The sequence below is a fragment of the Arenimonas sp. genome (assembly GCF_035721105.1).
GTDB lineage: Bacteria > Pseudomonadota > Gammaproteobacteria > Xanthomonadales > Xanthomonadaceae > Arenimonas.
On record NZ_DASTNG010000021.1, the window covers coordinates 60,888 to 82,777 of the forward strand.

At 71.4% G+C, this 21,890-nt stretch carries 20 protein-coding genes; 7 read left to right on the forward strand and 13 right to left on the reverse strand.

Translation table 11 applies throughout. The features are described from left to right. Positions 1-29: 29 nt before the first annotated feature. Together dinB and VFQ84_RS02805 are read right to left on the reverse strand one after the other, a co-directional pair. Entirely contained in the window at positions 30-1,106 is a 1,077-nt protein-coding gene (gene dinB / locus VFQ84_RS02800) for a DNA polymerase IV (RefSeq protein ID WP_325129001.1), read from the reverse strand. Positions 1,107-1,147: 41 nt separating this feature from the next. Continuing rightward, positions 1,148-2,029, reverse strand: a complete 882-nt coding sequence (locus VFQ84_RS02805; protein WP_325129003.1) for a LytTR family DNA-binding domain-containing protein — start codon at positions 2,027-2,029, stop codon at positions 1,148-1,150. 151 nt (positions 2,030-2,180) lie between these two features. On the opposite strand from VFQ84_RS02805, the gene VFQ84_RS02810 reads away from it, so the two are divergent. Then, complete coding sequence (locus VFQ84_RS02810) at positions 2,181-3,377, forward strand: acyltransferase family protein (RefSeq protein WP_325129005.1); 1,197 nt, start codon at positions 2,181-2,183, stop codon at positions 3,375-3,377. Here the strand turns inward: VFQ84_RS02810 and VFQ84_RS02815 are convergent. From VFQ84_RS02815 to VFQ84_RS02825, 3 genes are all read right to left on the reverse strand, one after another. Continuing rightward, a complete protein-coding gene (locus tag VFQ84_RS02815; RefSeq protein WP_325129007.1) occupies positions 3,327-4,334 on the reverse strand; it encodes a GlxA family transcriptional regulator in 1,008 nt (335 codons plus the stop codon). The two genes, VFQ84_RS02810 and VFQ84_RS02815, sit on opposite strands and share 51 nt — an antisense overlap. After that, positions 4,321-4,734, reverse strand: coding sequence for a hypothetical protein (locus tag VFQ84_RS02820; protein WP_325129009.1), 414 nt, complete (start codon positions 4,732-4,734; stop codon positions 4,321-4,323). The genes VFQ84_RS02815 and VFQ84_RS02820 overlap by 14 nt, the downstream gene beginning before the upstream one ends. A gap of 235 nt (positions 4,735-4,969) precedes the next feature. Continuing rightward, the gene (locus VFQ84_RS02825; protein WP_325129011.1) at positions 4,970-5,827 is read right to left on the reverse strand and encodes a hypothetical protein; all 858 of its coding nucleotides are present in this window, start codon (positions 5,825-5,827) and stop codon (positions 4,970-4,972) included. 201 nt (positions 5,828-6,028) lie between these two features. Between VFQ84_RS02825 and VFQ84_RS02830 the strand changes: the two genes are divergently transcribed. Further along, on the forward strand, positions 6,029-6,553 hold the full coding sequence (locus VFQ84_RS02830; RefSeq protein ID WP_325129013.1) for a hypothetical protein: 525 nt from the start codon (positions 6,029-6,031) through the stop codon (positions 6,551-6,553). Positions 6,554-6,606: 53 nt separating this feature from the next. Here the strand turns inward: VFQ84_RS02830 and VFQ84_RS02835 are convergent, their stop codons facing one another. Then, positions 6,607-7,218, reverse strand: coding sequence for an OmpW/AlkL family protein (locus VFQ84_RS02835; protein ID WP_325129015.1), 612 nt, complete (start codon positions 7,216-7,218; stop codon positions 6,607-6,609). 456 nt (positions 7,219-7,674) lie between these two features. Here VFQ84_RS02835 and aceF point away from each other — a divergent pair, with 456 nt between their 5' ends. From aceF to lpdA, 4 genes are read left to right on the forward strand one after another with little or no spacing between them, the layout of a single operon-like run. Then, complete coding sequence (gene aceF, locus VFQ84_RS02840) at positions 7,675-9,012, forward strand: dihydrolipoyllysine-residue acetyltransferase (RefSeq protein WP_325129017.1); 1,338 nt, start codon at positions 7,675-7,677, stop codon at positions 9,010-9,012. 15 nt (positions 9,013-9,027) lie between these two features. Then, positions 9,028-10,104 (forward strand): mechanosensitive ion channel family protein, encoded by a 1,077-nt coding sequence (locus tag VFQ84_RS02845; RefSeq protein ID WP_325129019.1) that lies wholly within the window; start codon positions 9,028-9,030, stop codon positions 10,102-10,104. Continuing rightward, the gene (locus VFQ84_RS02850; protein WP_325129021.1) at positions 10,104-11,663 is read left to right on the forward strand and encodes a carbon-nitrogen hydrolase family protein; all 1,560 of its coding nucleotides are present in this window, start codon (positions 10,104-10,106) and stop codon (positions 11,661-11,663) included. The genes VFQ84_RS02845 and VFQ84_RS02850 overlap by 1 nt, the downstream gene beginning before the upstream one ends. Before the next feature lie 23 nt (positions 11,664-11,686). Then, a complete protein-coding gene (gene lpdA, locus VFQ84_RS02855) occupies positions 11,687-13,507 on the forward strand; it encodes a dihydrolipoyl dehydrogenase (protein WP_325129022.1) in 1,821 nt (606 codons plus the stop codon). Between the two features lie 110 nt (positions 13,508-13,617). Here lpdA and VFQ84_RS02860 read toward each other — a convergent pair whose 3' ends face one another. The 7 genes from VFQ84_RS02860 to VFQ84_RS02890 are packed head-to-tail and all read right to left on the reverse strand — an operon-like array spanning position 13,618 to position 20,709. Beyond that, on the reverse strand, positions 13,618-14,988 hold the full coding sequence (locus tag VFQ84_RS02860) for an SLC13 family permease (RefSeq protein ID WP_325129023.1): 1,371 nt from the start codon (positions 14,986-14,988) through the stop codon (positions 13,618-13,620). After that, complete coding sequence (locus tag VFQ84_RS02865; protein ID WP_414636990.1) at positions 14,988-15,320, reverse strand: Na+/H+ antiporter subunit G; 333 nt, start codon at positions 15,318-15,320, stop codon at positions 14,988-14,990. The genes VFQ84_RS02860 and VFQ84_RS02865 overlap by 1 nt, the downstream gene beginning before the upstream one ends. Beyond that, positions 15,317-15,538: a K+/H+ antiporter subunit F gene (locus VFQ84_RS02870; protein ID WP_325129091.1), complete on the reverse strand. Its 222-nt coding sequence runs from the start codon at positions 15,536-15,538 to the stop codon at positions 15,317-15,319. Before VFQ84_RS02870 ends, VFQ84_RS02865 begins: the two co-directional genes overlap by 4 nt. 44 nt (positions 15,539-15,582) lie before the next feature. Further along, on the reverse strand, positions 15,583-16,068 hold the full coding sequence (locus tag VFQ84_RS02875; protein ID WP_325129025.1) for a Na+/H+ antiporter subunit E: 486 nt from the start codon (positions 16,066-16,068) through the stop codon (positions 15,583-15,585). After that, positions 16,065-17,594, reverse strand: a complete 1,530-nt coding sequence (locus VFQ84_RS02880) for a monovalent cation/H+ antiporter subunit D (protein WP_325129027.1) — start codon at positions 17,592-17,594, stop codon at positions 16,065-16,067. The genes VFQ84_RS02875 and VFQ84_RS02880 overlap by 4 nt, the downstream gene beginning before the upstream one ends. Continuing rightward, positions 17,591-17,947 carry a Na+/H+ antiporter subunit C gene (locus tag VFQ84_RS02885; RefSeq protein ID WP_325129029.1) on the reverse strand — a complete coding sequence of 119 codons (357 nt, stop codon included), beginning with the start codon at positions 17,945-17,947 and terminating at the stop codon, positions 17,591-17,593. The genes VFQ84_RS02880 and VFQ84_RS02885 overlap by 4 nt, the downstream gene beginning before the upstream one ends. Beyond that, on the reverse strand, positions 17,947-20,709 hold the full coding sequence (locus VFQ84_RS02890; RefSeq protein WP_325129030.1) for a monovalent cation/H+ antiporter subunit A: 2,763 nt from the start codon (positions 20,707-20,709) through the stop codon (positions 17,947-17,949). The genes VFQ84_RS02885 and VFQ84_RS02890 overlap by 1 nt, the downstream gene beginning before the upstream one ends. A gap of 144 nt (positions 20,710-20,853) precedes the next feature. Here VFQ84_RS02890 and VFQ84_RS02895 point away from each other — a divergent pair, with 144 nt between their 5' ends. Then, the gene (locus VFQ84_RS02895; RefSeq protein ID WP_325129032.1) at positions 20,854-21,762 is read left to right on the forward strand and encodes an NAD-dependent epimerase/dehydratase family protein; all 909 of its coding nucleotides are present in this window, start codon (positions 20,854-20,856) and stop codon (positions 21,760-21,762) included. Positions 21,763-21,890 lie beyond the last annotated feature (128 nt).

Sequence of the window (21,890 nt, forward strand, 5' to 3'; positions counted from 1 at the left end):
CGAGCGGTGTCGCCGCCGCCCTGCTGGACTCAGGCGCCGAACAGCTCCGGCTGCGGCGGCAGTTCGTCGTGGCGACGGAAGTTGGCCAGGCCCACGCCCACCAGCCGGTAGCGGGTGCGTGCCGGCAGCTCCACCCGCGTGCGCAGCTCCAGCGCGATGGCGACCAGCTGCTGCAGCGAGGTCGGCGGCGACGGCGGCGTGTGGCTGCGGGTGAGGATGCGGAAGTCGGCGGTCTTGAGCTTGAGCACGACGGTGCGGCCGCTGCGGTCGCCCTCGCGCGAGGCCGCGGCCCAGGCCTTCGCGGCCAGGCGCTCGATCGCTTCGGTGGTCTGTTCCAGCGGCAGGTCGCGCTCGAAGGTGTCCTCGGCCGAAACCTGGGTGGTGGGGCGCTCGGATTCCACCGGGTGGTCATCGATGCCCAGCGACAGTTCGTGCAGGCGCCGGCCCCAGCGGCCGAAGCGTCGCTCCAGCTCGCGCAGGCCGTGTTCGCGCAGCTGGCCAACCGTGCGCACGCCCAGCGCCTCGAGCCGGCCTTCCATGACCTTGCCCACGCCCGGCAGCTTGCCGACCGGCAGCGGCGCCAGGAACGCCAGCACCTGCGCCGGCTTCACCACGAACTGGCCGTCGGGCTTGCGCCAGTCGCTGGCGATCTTGGCCAGGAACTTGTTCGGTGCGATGCCGGCCGAGGCGGTGAGCGCGGTCTCTTCGCGGATGGCGGCGCGGATCGCCTCGGCCACGGCGGTGGCGCTGGCCAGGCCGGTCTTGTTCTCGGTGACGTCGAGGTAGGCCTCGTCCAGCGACAGTGGCTCGATCAGGTCGGTATGGCGGGCGAAGATGCCGCGCACCTGGCGCGACACCGCCTTGTAGCGCGCGAAATCCGGCGGCACGAACACCGCCTGCGGGCACAGCTTCTCGGCCCGCAGCGCCGGCATCGCCGAGCGCACGCCGAACGTCCGCGCTTCATAGCTGGCCGCGCACACCACCGAGCGCGCCCCGCGCCAGGCCACCACCACCGGCCGGCCGCGCAGCGACGGGTCGTCACGCTGCTCCACCGACGCGTAGAACGCATCCATGTCCACGTGCACGATCTTGCGGGGCGGGGCCATGGCGCATTGTCGCCCAGCGGCGACGCGGCCGCAGCGGGCGGTCAGGCCGTGCGTTCGCGCAGGGCCGCGCGGTAGCGGCGGCTGCAGGGCAGGGTGCCGCCGTCGCGCAGGTGGATGCGGGCGTCGCCGGTGTCCAGCGGTTCGATGCTGGCCACGTGGTCGAGGTTGACGATGTGGCTGCGGTGCACGCGCTGGAAGCGGGCCGGGTCGAGCCGCGACTCGATCGCCGAGATGGTGCTGCGCAGCGGGTAGTCGCGGCCGCGCACCCGCAGGTTCACGTAGTTGCCCGAGGCCTGCAGCCATTCGATGTCGGCCGCCGCCACCAGGAACTCCCGGCCCAGCTTGCGCACCAGGAAACGCTCGGGCCGCTCGATCGGCTCCACCGGCGCGGCGTCGTCGTCCGGCGCCGCCAGCAGGCTGGCTTCGCCCTGCAGCCGGCGCAGCAGGAAGCGGTAGCCGGCCATCAGCAGCACCATGCCGGCGAAGGTGCGCACGTCCTTGAGGTATTCGTAGGCGAACTGCCGGCCCCAGGGGCCGAAGTCGTAGTGCTCGCCCGCGCTGGCGTAGATGGCCATGCGCAGCGCCACCATGCCCGCCACGTGCAGCCCGCTGAAGGCCACGCTGGCCAGCAGGTAGGCCGGCAGTCGCCGGCGCCAGGTGTCGAGGTGCAGCGGATAGCGCCGGGTGAACCAGGCCACCAGCGGCACCAGTACCAGGAACACCAGGTTGCTGCTGCCTTCCCAGATCCAGGGTTCGGCCGGGTGGTGGGCCAGGCCGGCCCGGCGCATCTCCATGCCCGTAGTCAGCGCATTGCCCACGATGCTCACCAGGACGGCGCCCAGCCAGTACCCCCACTCGACCCAGCGTCGGTAGGGCAGGAAGCGCTCGTAGGCGCCGGGGGCGGGGGGCGTGTTGGCCATCATCCGATTCTAGACAGCCCGTGGCACCGGTAGGCCACCCCCGTTCGTCCCCGCGGTCCGCGGTTCGTCCCCGGCCGTCCCCGACGCGTCCCTTTGCGCTGGCCGGGCGCGCCGCCCGGGCGCCAGGCTGGCCCCGAATCCACCGGAGCCGCCCATGGAACGCCGCCACGACCTCGACGCCCTGCGCGTCCTCGCCTTCCTCCTGCTGATCGCCTACCACTGCGCCATGCTCTACGTGGCCGAGTGGGACTGGCACCTCAAGAGCACCCACCTGGCCGAATGGCTGCAGTGGCCCATGCTGGCCATGAACCGCTGGCGCATGGCCCTGCTGTTCCTGATTTCCGGCCTGGCCATCGGCCTGTACCAGCCGGCCCGGCACCCCGGGCGCTTCGCCTGGGACCGCACCTGGCGCCTGCTGCCGCCGCTGCTGTTCGGCATGTTCGTGGTGGTGTCGGTGCAGGCCTATTGCCAGGGCGTGGTGAACGGCACCGTGCGCCCGGGCTACCTGGAATTCCTGTGGCGCTACTGGCAGGTGAAGCCCTGGCCCGAGGGCGGCTTCGACGGCGCCGAATACGGCATCACCTGGAACCACCTGTGGTACCTGGCCTACCTGTGGCCCTACAGCCTGCTGCTGGCGGCGCTGCTGCCGCTGCTCGAGTCGGGACCGGGCCGGCGCCTGCAGGCGGCCTTCGGCGGCCTGCGCGGTGGGGCCCTGGTGCTGCTGCCGGCGCTGCCGCTGGTGGTTTACCTCAATGTCCTGCTGCCGCGCTTCGAGCCCACCAACGACTTCATCCACGACACGTTCCAGCACGCCCAGTTCTTCACCGTGTTCCTCTACGGCTACGTGCTGGCGCGCTCGCGGGCCTTCTGGGACGAAGTGGTGAGGCTGCGGTGGCCGCTGGGCCTGGCCGCCGCCTCGATGTGCGTGGTCTACGTGGGCGGGCTGAAGTCGGACCTGGCGTTCGGCGAACCCGGGCTGGCGGCGATGCGGAGCCTGCGCGGCCTGCGCGGCCTGTTCGTCTGGACCACCCTGCTGGCCATCCTGGGCTGGGCGCGACACGGGCTGGACCGCCCGTTCCGCTGGCTGCCCTACGCCAGCGAGGCGGTGTTTCCCTGGTATGTCATCCACCAGAGCGCCACCGTGGTGGTGGCCTACTGGCTGGTGCCGCGGGCGCTGCCGGCGTGGCTCGAGGCCAGCCTGGTGGTGGCGGGCACGGTCGCGGCCTGCCTGCTCGGCAACGAGGTCGTGCGCCGCATTCCCTGGCTGCGGCCGCTGTTCGGGCTCAAGCGCCGGCCGCGCTCAGGCGGCGCGCAGCCGGAAGCGGTCGCGGTACTCGGCCGGGGTGAGTGAGGTCGCGCGCTTGAACAGCTTGCGGAAGCTGGACGCATCGCTGTAGCCGCAGCGCTCGACGATCTCCTCGAAGCTCAGCAGCGTGGTCTCGAGCAGCGCCTTGGCGCGTTCCACCCGCAGGTGCTGCACGTGCCCCAGCGGCGTGCTGCCGTAGTGCTGGCGGAAGTGCCGGAGCAGGCTGCGCTCGCTGGTGCCGCAGGCCTCGGCCAGTTCGGCGATGCTCAGTTCGCGGTGGAGTTCGCGGTGCAGGAAGTGTTCGGCCTTTTCGCTCAGCGAGTGCCGCGGCCGCTCGGTCAGCGCCAGGCTGATGTAGGGCGCCTGGCTCTGTCGGTCGGGGTCGATCAGCATCATGCGCGCGGTGTGCTGGGCCAGGGCCGGATCGACGCGCTTGGCCAGCAGCTGCAGGATGTAGCTCAGCACCGCGGTGCTGGCGCCGGTGGTGGTGACGCCGCCGTCTTCCACCACCATCCGCTCCACGTCGAGCTTCACCCGCGGGAAGCGCTGGCGGAAGGCGGCGTCGAGCCACCAGCTGGTGGTGGCGTGGCGGCCGTCGAGCAGCCCGGCCTCGGCCAGCAGGAAGGTGCCGCAGCAGTTGGCGGCGATCGGCACGCCGCGCAGGTGCATCGCGCGCAGCAGCGCGATTTCCGGGCCGAAGCCGGCGAGCTGGCCCACCATGTCGTCGGCGTTGGAGTGCATGTAGCCCGGCACCAGCAGCAGGTCGAGTGCGACGTCGGGCGAACGCACCGGGCCGATCGACAGCCCGCCGCTGCCCGTCACCGTGGCCTGGCCGCGGGCGCCGACCAGCACGGTTTCGAGCCGGAGGCGGGTGCCGGGGTCGCGCACTTCGGCCAGCTTCTGCGCGATGCGCAGGATGTCCATGGGCCCGGTGAGGCTGGACAGCACGGCGCCTTCGAGCGCCAGCAGGCCGACGGTGAAGCGCTGCTCATCGCGTGACATAGATGGCTCCGGAATGCTGGCGCAGCCAGTCGGCCAGGGCCTCCGGCACCGGCAGCGCGCCGGCGACGGCGTCGTCGCAGCCCACCAGCGCGATGCGGCCCGGGTGCCCGGCCGGCAGCGGCGTGGCCGAAGGCGCGACCAGCTCCGGCCGGCCCTGGGCGTCTTGGCTCAGCAGCCAGAGGCCCGGCGGCGGGACGGCGTCGCCGCGGCAGTGCGCGGAAAGGTGCAGGCGGACGTCGGCGCCGGTGAGCGGCAGCAGCCGCCAGTCGCCCCGGCTGGCGCTGAGGACGGCGTCGTAACGGCTGCCCTCGACGAAGACGGCGTCGTCGGCGGGCGGGGCGGCGCTGGCGGGGGCCAGGCCGGCGAGGGAAAGGAGGGCGACCAGCAACAGGCGCTTCATGGGTGGCTCCGTGCGAATCGGGCGTGGCCCGGGGTAGGCACAGCGTCCTCCCGCGCCTCCCCCCGGGGCAGTGGCGAAAACGACACCTTCCGGGTGAAAACGGACTTTACGCCTCCGGCGGGCGAAATCCGACCGGAAAATCACCGGGAACGCATTGGCCGGGCGGCCCGTTGCGACGCCCGGACAAGACACGGGCCGCTTGCGCGGCCCGTCGGGAGGAAAGCGGTGTGCAGCCTCAGTCGCAGCCTTCCGTGTAGTGCAGGTAGCCCACCACCGCGTCGCCGCCCAGCATCACCCGTTCGACCCGGCCGCAGTCGAGGATCGGCGGGCCGTTGCCGGCCGGCAGCCACAGCGGCTCGCCTTCGCCGGGCTGGCGGTCGTCGGCCGCCACGGCGGCGACGTCGTCGATCTTGCCGCTGCCCAGGTCGACGGTGCAGTCGAAGCGCGCATCGCCCGGATCACGCAGGCGCACGCCGGCCTTGCCGTGGTTCATCGGCCAGGCCGTGGTGACCGCGACGGTGACCACGCCGGCATCCTGCACGCAGCGCCCGATGGCTTCGTCCAGGTCGTCCAGGCGACGGCTCCAGTCGGTGTCGGGCTTGCCGGCGGCGTCGAACACCGGTGCGGCGTCCAGGTCCAGGCCCATCTCGGCGCTGCAGCAGCCGTTCACCGGCTCGCCGCCCGCGAAGCTGGCCTGGGCGATGAAGGGCAGGGCCGGCCCGTCGGCCATGGTGTCGAAGCACTGGCCCGGGGTGATCAGCGTCGCGACGGCTTCGGCGGGGCTGCCCTCGGGCGCGCCGGTGAAGCGATAGCTGCCGCCGTCGGACGCCAGCAGGCGGCCGTCGAGTTCGGTCTCGGCGTCGGGCGTCTTGAGCAGGGCGCTTTCGGCCGTGATGTCGAGCGACCAGAAGGGTTCGTTGCCGCGGCAGAGGAAGGCGCGCGGCACCATGGCGACGGCTGGCGCGGCGGGCACGGGTTCGGCGATCGGGGCCATCGGCGGCGGTGGCGGGACGTCGGCCGCGGGTGCGGGCGCCTCCTGTTGGCAGGCGGCAAGCGGGACCAGCAGGGCCAGGGTCAGCAGGCGCAGTTTCATCGGGGCAGTCTCCGGGGGGGGGGCGGGTCGCGAGCGAACCATGCCGCAGCGCCCCGGCCGCAGGCAAGCGAGCGCGACCGTCGCGGCAACCTCCCGGCCGCTGAACGGACCCGGATCGCTCCGCGGCGGCCGTCAACGCGGCGTCGGTCGGCGCGTTCTTGCAGGCATGGGCGGAATGGACCGCCCCGGATGGAGACGAACATGTTCAAGCCCCTGATCTGCACTGCCCTGGTCCTGGCCAGCGGCTTCGCTTTGGCCCAGGACGCCGGCGGTGACCGTGAGGCGCGCCGCGCCGAATGGCAGGCCAAGGCCGAGGCGCGCTTCGCCGAGGCCGACAAGGACCGCGATGGCCGGCTCGACAAGATCGAGGTCCAGGCCTTCGGCGACCGCATGGCCCGCAATTTCGACCGCATCGACGCCAATCGGGACGGCGAGCTCGAGCGCAGCGAGCTGGCCCAGGCCCGCCGCCATGCGGCCGCGCACCAGGGAGGCCAGCGCATGCGGACGATGCGCGCCTACCAGCGCGGTTTGTTCAAGGGAATGGACGATGACGGCAATGGCGCCATCAGTCGCGCCGAGCTCGGCGACAAGGCGCCGCGCCTGGCGCAGGAATTCGCCCGCATCGATGCCGACGGCAATGGCGAGATCACGGCGGAAGAGATGAAGGCGCATCGCCAGGCGATGCGGGCGGCCCACCGGGCCGCGCGCGCCCAGCCCAAGGGCTGAGTCGCGCGAACCCGGGGCGGCCGCAGGGCCGCCCCGGGACGTGTCGCGAACGCTTAGAAGCGGAGACCGGCGCTGATGCCGTAGATCAGCGGGTCGACCTCGGCGGTGCCGACGTTGCCCAGGGTCTCGACGGTCACCTCGGTGTCGAAGTCGAGCTTGCGGACGTCGGCGCGCACGAAGAAGGTGTCGGTGACGTACCAGTCGGCGCCGACGCTCAGGCTCAGGCCGTTGGCGGTGTCGCCATCGATGCCCAGGCCGGCCAGCGCGCCGCGGGTGCGCTCGCCGAAGACGTCGACGGTGCCGTAGCCAGCGCCCACGAACGGACGGATCGCGCCGTCGGTGTTGAAGTGGTAGTTCAGGCTCAGCGTGGTCGGGCGGTGCTCGACCGAGGCGATGGTGCCCAGGCCGTCGAGCGTGACGTTGTGGTCGAACGACTCCAGGCCGCTCCACAGCTCGACCGACAGGTTGTCGTTGAAGAAGTACGAGAAGCTGCCGGTGACCGCGAAGTCATCGTTGATGCTGGCGCCGGCGCCGGCCAGGGTGCCGTTGTCGGACTTCGGGTCGGTGTTCTGGTAGCCGACGGTGGCGGTGAAGGACTGGGCGTTGGCGCCGGTGGCGGCGAGCGCGCCGCCGAGGGCGAGGGCGATCAGGGCAAGACGGGACATGGGTGAGCTCCTTGCGAGGGTTATCGGGGGGCCGGTCATTACCGGTGCGTGAATGTTGGCCAGTGCCCCTTCAAGCCCCGGTGAGGCCCGCGTACAAGCCGCGTGAACCTTTTGGCCGGCTCGGGAACTTGGCCCCGGATCCGTGGTCCATGACCCAAGTCACTGTCACCAACCGCACGCGCAGGGCGTGCCGGCGGCCGCCAAACTGGCGTCGCTCTCCAAGGTGTCATTGCGCTCGGGCCAGCCTTGGCCTCGCCGGGATGTGGACAGCACGCATGTCCCGGATGTTTGCGCGCCCACAAGGCCCCCGTTAAGACGGGGGTTTTTTTTGGCCCCGGCGCCGTGCCGGAGCCCATGCCGGGGCCGCGCGGGGCCAGCGGTCCGGCCCGGCGCTTGGCCCGCATGGGGTAACGGGGGACAATGGCCGCAGACCCTTTGCAGACCCCCAGGTGGACCATGGCCGAGCTCAAGGAAGCGCGGGTGCCGGATATCGGCGACGACAAGGATGTGCCGGTGATCGAGCTGCTGGTGCAGCCGGGCGACCGGGTGAAGAAGGACCAGGGCCTGGTGACCCTCGAGTCGGACAAGGCGACGATGGAGGTGCCGGCGCCTTTCGACGGCGTCGTCCGCGAACTGAAGGTCAAGGTCGGCGATGAGCTGTCCGAGGGCTCGGTGGTGGCCTTGATCGAGCCGGCCGACGAAGCCGGGGCCCCGGCGCCGGCCAAGGCCGCGTCCGCCCCGTCGCGTCCCGCCCCCGAGGCCGCTCCCGCCGAGCAGGCGCCCGCGCCGCCGGCCGCGCCGGCTGCGCCCGCCCGCACGGCCCCGGCCGCGACCCCCGCGCCGACCCGCAGCAGTCCCCCGGTGCGTTTCGACGCCGACGCCCTGATGCCCGAGAAAGTGCCGCACGCCAGCCCGGCCGTGCGCCTGTTCGCGCGCGAACTGGGCGTGGACCTGGGCCAGGTCACCGGCAGCGCCCGCGCCGGGCGCATCAGCAAGGAAGACGTGCAGGCCTTCGTGAAGGCGGCGCTGGCCGGCGGCGGCGCGCCGCGTGCGGCCGGTGGCGGTGGCCTCGACCTGATCCCGTGGCCGAAGGTGGACTTCGGCAAGTTCGGCCCGGTCGAAAGCAAGCCGCTCTCGCGCATCCAGAAGCTCAGCGGCGCCAACCTGGCGCGCAACTGGGCCATGATCCCGCACGTCACCCAGTTCGACGACGCCGACATCACCGAGATGGAGGCCTTCCGCAAGAAGCTGGGCGAAGAGCACAAGGACACCAAGGTCACGCCGCTGGTGTTCCTGATCAAGGCCGCGGTCGCGGCGCTGAAGAAGTTCCCGAACTTCAACGCCTCGCTCGACGGCGACAACCTGGTGCTCAAGCAGTACTTCCACATCGGCATCGCGGTCGACACGCCCGATGGCCTGGTGGTGCCGGTGATCCGCGACGCCGACCGCAAGGGCCTGCTCGAGCTGGCGCGCGAACTGGGCGAGATCAGCGCCAAGGCCCGCGACAAGAAGCTCACCTCGGCCGACATGCAGGGCGGCTGCTTCTCGATCAGCTCGCTGGGCGGCATCGGCGGCACCGCGTTCACGCCGATCATCAATGCGCCGGAAGTCGCCATCCTCGGCGTCTCGCGCAGCGCGATGAAGCCGGTCTGGAACGGCAAGGATTTCGACGCCCGACTGGTGCTGCCGCTGAGCCTGAGCTACGACCACCGCGTCATCGACGGCGCCGCCGCCGCGCGCTTCACCGCCTACCTGGCGCAGGTGCTGGGCGACTTGCGCCGGCTGCTGGTCTAAGCGCGACGGATGCGGATGTCCGCCGCCACCGCTGCCGCCGACGCCCCCGCGCGCGGCTGGATGGCCCGGGAGCTGTTCCAGGCAGGCGACGTGGTGGTCACGACCGGAGGGCTGGCAGCCGCGGTGGCCGCGCTGCTGGCGGCCTGGCTGCTGTCCTGGCTGTTCCGGCGCGCGCTCACCCGCCTGTCCGGACAGGCCGCGGCGCGCGACCGGCAGGCGGCGATCTACACCGTCGGCCGCATCGTCCACTACCTGCTGCTGGTCGTGGGCCTGCTGTTCGCGCTCGAGTTCATCGGCCTGCCGGCCAGCCGGTTCGCGGTGTTCGCCGGCGCGGTGGGCGTGGGCCTGGGCTTCGGCCTGCAGGCGATCTTCAACAACTTCATCTCCGGGCTGATCCTGCTGTTCGACCGCAGCCTCAAGGTCGGTGACTTCGTCGAGCTCGAGTCCGGCGTGCACGGCGAAGTCAGCGACATCAACATCCGCGCCACCCGGATCACCACCAACGACAACATCGAAATCCTGGTGCCGAACTCCGAGTTCGTCACCGGCCGGGTCGTCAACTGGACCCACAACGAAGTCTCCCGGCGCCTGCGCATCCCGTTCGGCGTGGCCTACGGCAGCGACAAGGAAACGGTGAAGGCGGCCGCGCTCGAGGCCGCGTCCGCGGTGCCGTTCACGCTGTCGCAGGACGGGCCGCGACGGCCGCAGGTGTGGCTGGTCGGCTTCGGCGACTCCAGCCTCGACTTCGAACTGGTGGTCTGGCTGACCGCCGAAGCCACCAAGCGGCCGTCGGCGGTGAAGGCGGCCTACAACTGGGAGCTGGAATCCGCGCTGGCCAGGCACGGGCTGGAGATCCCGTTCCCGCAGCGCGACCTGCACCTGCGCAGCGCCTTCGGCCTGCAGGACCAGCAGGCCTGGGCCGCGCTGGGCCGCGCGCCGCCGCGGCCCGGCCGGCCGCCAGGCAACGAACCGGCGCCGCGCGCCGGCGGCAATGACGCCAAGGAAGAGGTCGAGCGCGAGATCGCGCAGGCCCCGTCCGATCCCGACGACGAGGGTGGGTCCACGCCGCCCTCCACGAACAGGAGCCCCTGATGTCCTCACGAGATCCCAGCCGCACCCGACTCGCCGTCCGCAAGGCCACCCGCGCCGACATCCCCGGCATCGTCGCGCTGTCGGCCCGCACCTACGGCGAGCGCATGGCCTACACGCCCGAGATGGTCGGCGGCCAGCTGGCGCAGTTCGCCGAAGGGCAATACGTGGCCGAGTACGACGGCGTGATCGTCGGCTACTGCGCCACCTTCCGGATCGACGGCAAGTCGGCGCTGGCGCCGCACGCCTGGCGTGAGATCACCGGCAGCGGCTTCGCCTCGCGGCATGCGCCGGACGGCGACTGGCTCTATGGCATGGAGGTCTGCGTCGATCCCGAGCGCCGCGGCCTGCGCATCGGCCGTCGCCTGTACGACCGCCGCAAGCGCCTGTGCCTGCAGCTGGGCCTGAAGGGCATCGTCTTCGGCGGCCGCCTGCCGGGGCTGGCGCGACGCATGAAGCAGTACGGCAGCGCCGAGGCCTACGTCGCCGCGGTGCGGGAAGGCCGGCAGCGCGACCTGGCGCTGTCGTTCCAGCTGGGCAATGACTTCGAGGTGATCGGGGTGTTGCCCGACTACCTGCCGTCCGACCACGAATCGCTGGGCTACGCGGCGCACCTGGCCTGGCGCAATCCCAGCTTCTCCGACCACCCGGCCATCCGCAGCGCCCAGCGCAGCGGCGACCTGCCCGACGCGGTGCGGGTGGCGACGGTGCAGTACCAGCAGCGCAGGATCCGCAGCTTCGAGGAATTCGCCACCCAGATCGAATACTTCGTCGACATCGCCGCCGACTACCGCAGCGACTTCGTGGTGTTCCCGGAGCTGATCACGCTGCAGCTGCTGTCGATCGAGAACCAGCCGCTGTCGCCGGCCGACTCCATCCGCACGCTCACCAAGTACACCGCGCAGTACCGCGACCTGATGCACCGGCTGGCGGTGTCGTACAACATCAACATCATCGGTGGCTCGCATCCCACGCAGATGGACGACGGCGACATCCACAACATCTGCTACGTCGCGCTGCGCGACGGTTCGGTGCACGAGCGCGAGAAGCTGCACCCGACGCCGAACGAGGTGCACTGGTGGAAGATCGCCGGCGGCGACAGCGCCGAGGCCATCGCCACCGACTGCGGCCCGATCGGCGTGATGATCTGCTATGACTCCGAGTTCCCCGAGCTGGCCCGGCACCTGGTGGACCAGGGCGCGATGATCCTGTTCGTGCCCTACTGCACCGACGTGCGCCAGGGCCACCTGCGGGTGCGCTACTGCTGCCAGGCGCGCGCGGTCGAGAACCAGGTCTACGTGGTCACCTCCGGCAACGTCGGCAACCTGCCGGGCGTGAACAATTTCGACATCCAGTACGCGCAGAGCTGCATCATCACGCCCTGCGATTTCCCGTTCGCGCCCGAGGGCATCGCCGCCGACACCACGCCGAACGCCGAGCAGGTCGCGTTCGCCGACCTGCGGCTCGACGACCTGATGCAGGCGCGCGCCTCCGGCACCGTGCAGAACCTGCGCGATCGCCGCCACGACCTCTACCAGACCAGTTGGAAACGCCGCGGCTGAGCCGCGGCAGACAAGGACATCCCATGGCCAAGACTTTCGAACTCAAGGTGCCGGACATCGGCGACGACAAGGACGTGCCCGTGATCGAGCTGCTGGTGCAGCCCGGTGACGTGGTGAAGCAGGACCAGGGCCTGGTCACGCTCGAGTCCGACAAGGCCACCATGGAGGTGCCCGCCAGCGCCGGCGGCCGGATCACCGCGCTCAAGGTGAAGGTCGGCGACACCGTCTCCGCCGGCGACGTGATCGCCATCGCCGAGGCCGAAGCCGAGGCGCCTTCAGGCGCCAAGCCTTCGCCCTCCGCCCCGGTCGGAACGCCTTCAGCCGAGAAGTCTTCGCCCACTCCCCCTGTAGGAGCGCCTTCAGGCGCGAAGCCTTTGCCTCCGGCAAAGCAGGGATCCGCGCCTGAAGGCGCTCCTGCGTCGGGGGTCCCGGCGGACGTCGAGTGCGAGATGCTGGTGCTGGGCGCCGGCCCGGGCGGCTACACCGCGGCCTTCCGCAGCGCCGACCTGGGCCTGGACACCGTGCTGGTGGAGCGCTACGAATCGCTGGGCGGCGTCTGCCTCAACGTCGGCTGCATCCCGTCCAAGGCCCTGCTGCATGCCGCCGAGGTGCTGGTCGAGGCCCGCCATGCGGCCGACTTCGGCATCGACTTCGGCACGCCCAGGATCAACCTCGACAAACTCCGCGGCCACAAGGACAAGGTGGTCGGCCAGATGGTGAAGGGGCTGGCCGGCATGGCGAAGCAGCGCAAGGTGCGCACGCTCACCGGCGAGGGACGCTTCGTCTCGCCCCACGAGCTCGAAGTGCGCACGCAGGAGGGCGTCAAGCGCGTGCGCTTCGGCCAGTGCATCATCGCCGCCGGTTCGCAGCCGGTGAAGCTGGGCGGGTTCCCCTGGGACGACGCCCGCGTCATGGACTCCACGGACGCGCTGATGCTGGTCGATATCCCGAAGACCCTGCTGGTCGTCGGCGGCGGCATCATCGGCCTGGAGATGGCCTGCGTGTACTCCGCGCTGGGCAGCGCGGTCACCGTGGTCGAGTTCATGGACCAGCTGATGCCGGGCGCCGACAAGGACCTGGTGAAGCCGCTGGCCGACCTGCTCAAGAAGCGCGGCGTGGCCGTGCACCTGGGCTGCAAGGTGGCCAGGGTCGACGCGAAGAAGGACGGCCTGCACGCCAGCTTCGAAGGCGCTTCGGTGCCGTCGGACACGAAGTATGACCGCGTGCTGGTCTCCGTCGGCCGCACGCCCAACGGCGGCAAACTCGATGCCGACAAGGCCGGCGTCACCGTCACCGAGCGCGGCTTCATCCCGGTCGACAAGCAGATGCGCACCAACGTGCCGCACATCTTCGCCATCGGCGACCTGGTCGGCCAGCCGATGCTGGCCCACAAGGCCACGCACGAGGGCAAGCTGGCCGCCGAGGTCGCGGCCGGTCACAAGAAGGAGTGGGTGGCGCGCGTGATCCCGTCGGTGGCCTACACCGATCCGGAGATCGCCTGGGTCGGCGTCACCGAAACCGAGGCCAAGGCCAAGGGCCTGGCGGTGGGCGTGGCGAAGTTCCCGTGGGCCGCGTCGGGCCGCGCGGTCGGCATCGGCCGCACCGAGGGCTTCACCAAGCTCATCTTCGATGAACACACCGAACGCGTGATCGGCGCCGGCATCGTCGGCGTCCACGCCGGCGACCTGATCGCCGAACTCGCCCTGGCGATCGAGATGGGCTGCGAGGCCAGCGACATCGGCCACACCATCCACCCGCACCCGACCCTGAGCGAATCGGTGGCCATGGCCGCCGAAATCCAGGAAGGCACCATCACCGACCTCTACCTCCCCAAGAAAAAGTAAACAAGACGAACCAGGTTCATTTTCTTTTCCCGTGAGACTCGACCTGGCACAGGCCGGGTCTCACGGGAAAAGAAAATGAACCTGGTTCGGCTTGTTCAGGTTCGGCTTGTTCAGCTGAAGGCGAGCCAGCATAGGGTGCAGATGACGACGAGGGCGATGACGTTGAGCATCGCGCCTTCGCGGAACATGCGCGGGGCGTCGACGAGGCCGCTGCCGTAGGCGATGGCGTTGGGGGCGGTGGCCACCGGCAGCATGAAGGCGCCGCTGGCGGCCAGCACGGCCGGGAACATCAGCAGGGCCGGGTCCACGCCGATCGCCACGCCGGTGGCGGCCAGGATCGGCATCATCAGCACCGCCGTGGCGGTGTTGCTGGCGATCTCGGACATCATCAGTACCGCACCCACCACGATCACCAGCAGCAGCGGCAGCGGCAGCGCGCCCAGGCCCGACAGGTGCCCGGCGAGCGCACCGCTCAGGCCCGAGGACTGGAACGCGGTGGCCAGCGCGATGCCGCCGCCGAACAGCACCAGCGCGCCCCAGGGAATGGTCTCGGCGGTCTCCCAGTCCAGCAGGCGCCCGCCGCGGCCGTCGGGCACCACGCACATCAGCACCACCGCCAGCAGCGCCACCGCGGCGTCGTTGGCGCCGGGCAGCGCCAACAGCGCGCTCCAGCCGCCGAACGGTTCGGTGCGGAACACCCAGGCCAGCGCGGTCAGCGCGAACACGACGAGCACCCGGCGTTCGCCCGCGGTCCACGGACCGCTGTCGGGCAGCACCGCGGCGGGCGTGCCGGCCAGTCCGCGGCCCAGCCACCAGCCCACCATCGGCAGCATCAGCAGCACCACCGGGAGGCCGATCGCCATCCAGTCCAGGAAGCCGTAGCGGGTGCCGGTGGCCTCGGCATAGACCTGCATGAAGACCAGGTTCGGCGGCGAGCCGATCGGCGTGCCCAGGCCGCCGATGCTGGCGGAGTAGGCGATGGCGAGTATCAGCGGCGCCTGCAGCCGCTTGTCCGGATAGTAGTGCAGCACCGCCAGCGCCACCGGCAGCATCACCAGGGTGGTGGCGGTGTTCGAGATCCACATGCTGACCAGGCCGCAGGCGGCGATGAACCCGTACAGCAGGCTTCGCCCGCTGCCGCCGCCGAAGGCGCGCACCATGCCCAGGGCCAGCCGGCGGTGGGCGCCGCTGCGCTCGAGGGCGCGCGAGAGCATGAAGCCGCCGCCCAGCAGCAGGATCAATTCGTGGCCGTAGCTCTGCGCGACCTCCTTGGCCGACAGCACGCCCAGCACCGGGAACACCGCCAGCGGCAGCAGGGCCGTCACCGGCGCGCGCACCGGCTCGAGCACCCACCACAGCGCACACCAGCCGGTCATGCCCAGGGTCACGGCCAGGGCGTGCGTGCTGCCCTGCGAGGTCGCCAGGAAATAAAGTGCGGCCGCCAGCAGCGGCCCGGCCGGCAGCGCAAGCCGGCGCAGCATCAGCCCGGTCCGTCCTTCGCGGGCGGCAGCGCGGGACGCTGCGACGGGTCCAACGCCAGCGCCGCCTTCGCCATCAGGTGCGCGCTGACCGGCGCGGTCATGAACAGGAACAGCGTGATCAACAGCTCGCGCAGGCTGGGCTGGCCCATCGCCAGCTGCCACAGCATCGCCGCCAGCAGCACGCCGCCGACGCCCAGCGTGCTGGCCTTGGTCGGGCCATGCAGGCGCTTGTAGAAGTCGTCGAGCTTGGCCATGCCCCACGAGCCCACCAGCGCGAATCCGCCGCCCAGCAGCAGCAGCGCGCAGACCAGGTATTCGGTCACGGCGCTCATTCGATGATGTCCCGTCGGATCACGAACTTCGACAGCACCACCGTGCCCACGAAGCCCAGCATGGCGATCACCACCGCGGCCTCGAAGTGGATGCTGCTGCCCTGGCGCAGGCCCACCAGCACGAGCACCGCGATCGTGTTCACGTACAGCGTGTCGAGCGCCAGGATGCGGTCGGGCAGCGACGGCCCGCGCAGCAGCCGGTAGAGGTTCATCAGCATCGCCAGCGCGAACAGGCCCAGCGTGATGTCGAGGCAGGTCTGGATCACGGGAAGATCTCCCTGAGCGGGGTCTCGTAACGCTGCTTGATCTGCGCGATGGTCGCGGCGGCGTCGTCGAGGTGGAAGCAGTGCACCAGCAGGTGGCGGCCGTCCGGCGCCAGCTCGGCCGACAGCGTGCCCGGCGTCATGGTGATGATGCCGGCCAGCGCGGCGATGCCGTGCGGGTTGCGGATATCGAGCGGGATCCAGACGAAGCCGGGGTGGATGAGTGATTCGCGACCCAGGATGCGCCACGCCACGTCGAGGTTGGACATGACGATGTCGCCCAGCACGCGCAGCCCCAGCCGCGCCGCCAGCAGCGGGCGCCGCACGCCGGCGGATTCGGTGCGCAGCTTCTGGGCCGCCAGCGGCAGCACCACCGCCAGCACCGCGGCCAGCAGCAGGTGCGCGGGGTCGAGCGTGGCCGCCAGCAGCAGCCAAACGACGAATACCGCCAGGCTCAGCAGCGGGGCGGGGAACCAGGCCTTCATGGCGACACCCCCGGCTGCGGCTGCGCGCCGCGCACCTGTTCGATGTAGCCGGCCGGCGCCATCACCTGCTTGCCGGCGTCCTGCGCATAGCGCAGCGCCGGCCCGGCGAACACCGCCAGCAGCACGCCCAGCGCCAGCAGCGCCACGGTCGCGCCCACTTCGCTCCGGCGCAGCGCCGGGACCCGGCCGGGCGCCGGCACGTCACCGCCCTCGCGCCAGAACAGGTGGCTGCCCGCGGTCGCCAGCGCGACCAGGCCCAGCAGGCTGGTGACCAGCAGCACCGGCCACAGCCACGTCGCCTGCGCCGCCGGCACGGCGGCCAGCAGGCTGAACTTGCCGATGAAGCCCGACAGCGGCGGCAGCCCGGCCACCGACAACGCGGCCACCAGGAACAGCGAACCCAGCAGCGCCTTCGGCCCCATCCGGTCGATCTTGCGCAGGCTGTCGCCGGCGTTGTCGCGCTGCTTGCGCACCAGGTCGGCCAGCAGGAACAGCGCGCCACCCACCAAGGTGCTGTGCACCAGGTAGTACAGGCCGGCGCCCACCGCTTCCGCACTGGCCAGGCCCAGCGCGATGAACAGCGTCGCCGCCGACCCCAGCACCAGGTAGGCCGCCAGCAGCCGCAGCGACGGCGCCGCCAGCGCGCCCAGCGTCGCCAGCACCAGCGTGGCCGTGCCCAGCGGCAGCAGCCAGGGCCAGGCCAGGCCCGCCAGTTCGCCGGCCTCGGCGCCGAACACCAGGCTGAAGACGCGCAGCACCGCGTACACGCCCAGCTTGGTCATGATCGCGAACATCGCCGCCACCGCCGCCGGGCTGCGCGCATAGGTTTCCGGCAGCCAGAAGTAGAGAGGCAGCAGCGCCGCCTTGGCGCAGAACATCACCAGCAGCAGGCCGCCCGCCGCCCTGAGCATCGCCACGTCGCCCGCCGGCGCCTGGCCGATCCGGTGCGCCAGCTCGGCCATGTTCAGCGCGCCGGTGAGGCCATAGATGAAGCCCAGCGCCACCAGGAACAGGGTCGAGGCGGTGATGTTGAACGCGACGTACTGCAGGCCGCTGCGCATCTGCAGCCCGCGCCCGCCGCTGAGCAGCAGGCCGTAGGACGCGATCAGCAGCACCTCGAAGAACACGAACAGGTTGAACAGGTCGCCGGTGAGGAAGGCGCCGTTCAGGCCCATTAGCTGCAGCTGGAACAGCGCATGGAAATGCGGCGCGCGCCGGTCCCAGCCGCCGAAGGCGAACACCAGGCAGGGCAGGGCCAGCAGCGCCGTGGCCAGCAGCATGATTGCCGACAGCCGGTCGCCGACCAGGGCGATGCCCAGGTGCGCGGCCCAGTTGCCGACCAGGTAGACGCGGGTGCCGCCGTCGTCGGCCTGCAGCGCCAGCGCGGCGGCGATGCCGACCAGGCCCAGGCACGACAGGCTGCCGATCCAGCGCTGCACCCGGGCCCGCCGCGTGCCCAGCACCAGCAGCAACAGGCCGGCGAACAGCGGCAGCAGGATCGGCGCAACCAGCAGGTGCGGGCTCACGGGCGATCCTCCGGCCGCGGCTCGTCGCCGTCGACATGGTCGGTGCGGCTGTCACCGCGGCTGCGGATCGCCACCACCAGCAGCACCGCCGTCATCGCGAACGCGATCACGATGGCGGTCAGCACCAGCGCCTGCGGCAGCGGGTCGGTGTGGTTGGCCAGCGTGGGCGCCACGCCTTCGGCCAGGATCGGCGGCTTGCCCACCACCAGCCGGCCCATGCTGAAGATCAGCAGGTTCACCGCGTACGACAGCAGGGTCAGGCCCAGGATGACGTCGAAGCTGCGCGCCCGCAGCAGCAGGTACACGCCGCCCGCGACCAGCACGCCGATGAAGCTTGAAAGCGCCAGTTCCATCAGCCGCGCCTCCGCAAGGTCGGGGCGCGCACGCTGCCCATCATCCCCAGCATCAGCAGGGTGCCGGCGGCCACCACCAGGTAGACGCCGGTGTCGAAGGCCATGGCGCTGGCCATGGGCAGTTTGCCGAGCAGGGGCACGGCGACGTAGTCGGTATGGCTGGTCATGTAGGGATAGCCGAGCAGCCAGCTGCCCAGGCCGGTGAGCAGCGCCACCCCCAGGCCCAGGCCGATCACGCGCGGGTAGTCGAAGCCCAGCCGCTGCTCGACGTAGTCGGTGCCCGACAGCACGTACTGCAGCAGCATCGGCACCGCCAGCACCAGGCCGGCGATGAAGCCGCCGCCGGGCAGGTTGTGGCCGCGCAGGAAGAGGTAGAGCGAGACCGCCAGCGCCAGCGGCAACAGCAGGCGCGCGACCAGGTTCGGGATCAGCAGCGGATCCGGCTCGCCGCCGATCACGCGCTCGGGCAGCAGGCGCGCGCGCCGCAGCAGCGCGTGCACCACCAGGCCGGCGATGCCGAACACGGTGATCTCGCCCAGGGTGTCGAAGCCGCGGAAGTCGACCAGGATCACGTTCACCACGTTGCTGCCGCCGCCCTCGGGCAGCGACCGCACGAGGATCTCCGACGACACGGTCTCGAGCGGGCGGGTGATCACCGCGTACACCAGCGCCGCGGTGCCGCCGCCGGCCGCCAGTGCGACCAGCGCATCGCGCCAGCGGCGCAGGCGCGAGCGCTCGACCGGCGACTCCTCGGGCAGGTAGTTCAGCGCCAGCAGCATCAGCGCGATGGTGACCATTTCCACCAGCAGCTGGGTCAGCGCCAGGTCCGGCGCGGACAGCAGCACGAAGGCCAGGCTGACCGCCAGGCCCACCGCGCCCATCACCACCAGCGCCAGCAGGCGCCGGCGGTGGAGCACCACGGTCGCCAGCGTGGCCGCCACGCCGATCGCCCACACCAGCCAGCCCAGTGGCGGCATCGGCTGCGACGCGCCCGGCGCCAGCGAACCGGCCAGGAAGGGCGTGGCGCCCATCACCAGCGCCGACAGCACCATCAGGCCGAGGTAGCGCTGCAGGCTGCCGTTCTCGAGGGTGGCCGTGAGCTTCGCGGCCCAGCCGGTCGCGCGCTCGAACTTCCATTCGAACACCCGTCGCCCCAGCGAGTCGTAGCTGATGCCGTACAGGTCGATCAGCTTGCGGATGCCGAAGTAGAGCGCGATGCCGGCCGCCAGGCCGAACAGGCTCATCATCAGCGGCACGTTCAGGCCATGCCAGATCGCCAGGCTGTAGGCCGGCACGTCCTCGCCCAGCACGCCGGTGGCGGCGGCATGCAGCACCGGCGCAATGGTCAGCGCCGGCACGATGCCCACCGCCAGGCACACCACCACCAGCACCTCGACCGGAATCCGCATCCAGCGCGGCGGCTCGTGCGGGGTCTTCTCGACCCGCGCCGGGCCTTTGCCGAAGAAGGTGTCGTGCACGAAGCGCAGGCTGTAGGCGACGCCGAACGCACCCGCCAGCACCGCCGCCCCGGCTATGCCCAGGCGCATGAACTGGTGGCCCTCGACCTCCAGCGCCTCGGTGAAGAACATTTCCTTCGACAGGAAGCCGTTGAGCAGCGGCACGCCCGCCATCGCCAGCGAGGCGATGATGGCCAGCGCGCCGGTGTAGGGCATCAGCTTGAACAGCCCGCCCAGCCGGCGCATGTCGCGGGTGCCGGTCTCGTGGTCGATGATGCCCGCGGCCATGAACAGCGAGGCCTTGAAGGTGGCGTGGTTGATGATGTGGAACAGGCCCGCCACCACCGCCATCGGCGTCGACAGCCCGAACAGCAGCGTGATCAGGCCCAGGTGCGAGATGGTGGAGTAGGCCAGCAGGCCCTTGACGTCGTGCTGGAAGATCGCGTGCCAGCTGCCTACCACCAGCGTGATCGCACCGATGCCGCTGACCACGTAGAAGAACAGGTCGCTGCCGGCCAGCGCCGGATGCAGGCGCGCCAGCAGGAACACGCCGGCCTTCACCATCGTCGCCGAATGCAGGTAGGCCGACACCGGCGTCGGCGCCGCCATCGCGTGCGGCAGCCAGAACTGGAACGGGAACTGCGCGCTCTTGGTGAACACCGCCAGCAGCACCAGGCCCAGCGCCGCCGGGTACCACGGGCTGGCCAGGATCTGCGGGCCGGCGGCCAGCACCACGTCGAGTTCATAGCTGCCGGCGATGCGGCCCAGCAGGATCACGCCGCCCAGCAGCGCCAGGCCGCCGGTGCCGGTGATCGCCAGCGCCATGCGCGCGCCCTCGCGGGCGTCGCTGCGGTGGTTCCAGAACCCGATCAGCAGGAAGGAGCTGACGCTGGTGAGCTCCCAGAACACCGCCATCAGGATCAGGTTGCCGGCCACCACCAGGCCCAGCATCGAGCCCATGAACAGCAGCAGGTAGCTGAAGAAGCGCGGCATGCTGTCTTCTTCGCTCAGGTAATAGCGGGCGTAGAGCACGATCAGGCCGCCGATGGCCAGCACCAGGCCGGCGAACATCCACGCCAGGCCGTCGAGCCGCAGCGACAGCGCCAGCCCCAGGGTGGGCACCCACTCGGTGAGGCTGCGGACGCCTTCGCCCGACATCACGGCCGGCGTCAGCAGCGCCAGCAGCACCAGGCTCGCGGCCGGCGCCAGGCCGGCCAGCCAGGCGGCGGTGCGCCGGCGTTCGCGCGGCAGCAGGCCGATGGCCAGGGCCAGGACGAAGGGAATGGCTAGCAGTGCCTCGAGCATCGCGTTCCTTGCTGTTCGGCGCGCCACGGCCAGCGGCGCGGAGCGGCGGTCGGGTCCCGCGCCGCGGGCGGCGGCGGACGGCCCGCAAGTCTAACCCAAGCCATTGTCGCGTCCGCGTCGCAGGCGCGGCGCTATGCTTCGGGCATGAGCATGACGACGCCGGGCACGGTCCCGGACTGGCTGGTCTTCGGCCTGAGCGGCCAGGTCGGCGAGGCATTCGCAGGGGCGCTGGCGGCGTCGGATCCGCCCTGCGTGGCGCCGTCGCGGCAGCCGCGTCCGCCGCGGCCCGGCGTGCGCTGGGTGCTGGCGGGCCTGGGCGATTTCACGGCGCCGGGCGGCCGCGTCGCCGCCATCGCCAGCCTCGGGCCGCTCGATGCGTTCGTCGACTGGCTGGCACGCTCGCCGGTCGCGCCGGCCCGGGTCGTCGTGCTGGGTTCGACCAGCGTGCACGGCAAGCGCGACTCGCCCGATGCCGCCGAGCGCGCCCTGGCGCTGGCCCTGCGCACCGCCGAGCTGAGGCTGGCGGCGCTTGCGGCCGAACGCGGCTTCGCCCTGACCGTGCTGCGCCCGACGCTGATCTATGGCAACGGACGCGACCGCAGCCTCAGCCGGCTCGTGGCCGTCGCGCGCCGCTGGCGGGTGCTGCCGCTGCCGGCGACGGCGCGCGGGCTTCGCCAGCCGGTGCACGTGGAAGACGTCGCCACGGCGGTCCTGGCCTGCCTGCGCGAGCCGCGCCCGCGGCCGGGCTTCTTCGACCTGCCGGGCGGCGAGGCGCTGCCTTTCGACCAGATGGTCGTGCGGGCGCTCGCGGCCGGCGCGCCCGGCGCGCGGCGGCTGCGGGTGCCGGCGCCGCTGTTCCGGCTGGCGGTCCGGGGGCTGCGGCTGCTCGGGCGCGCGCCCGGCCTGGGCGAGGGCTTCCTGGCGCGGCTGGACCAGGACCTGGTGTACGACGGCGCCCCGGCCCGGGCCGCCCTGGGCCATTCACCGCGCGGGTTCCGGCCCGGCGCGGAGGCGTTTCCGGCGCGTGTTGCGGCGCAGCATCAGGAACCGTGATCCCGACCATACGCGGGAGCATTGCCAAATCCTAACGAACAATTAATATGCCTAGAGGAAATGCTCTAGAGTCTGGGGGGAGCCAGAACCGTCATGAAGAACAATTCCTTTGCGGCGTTACTCCACCC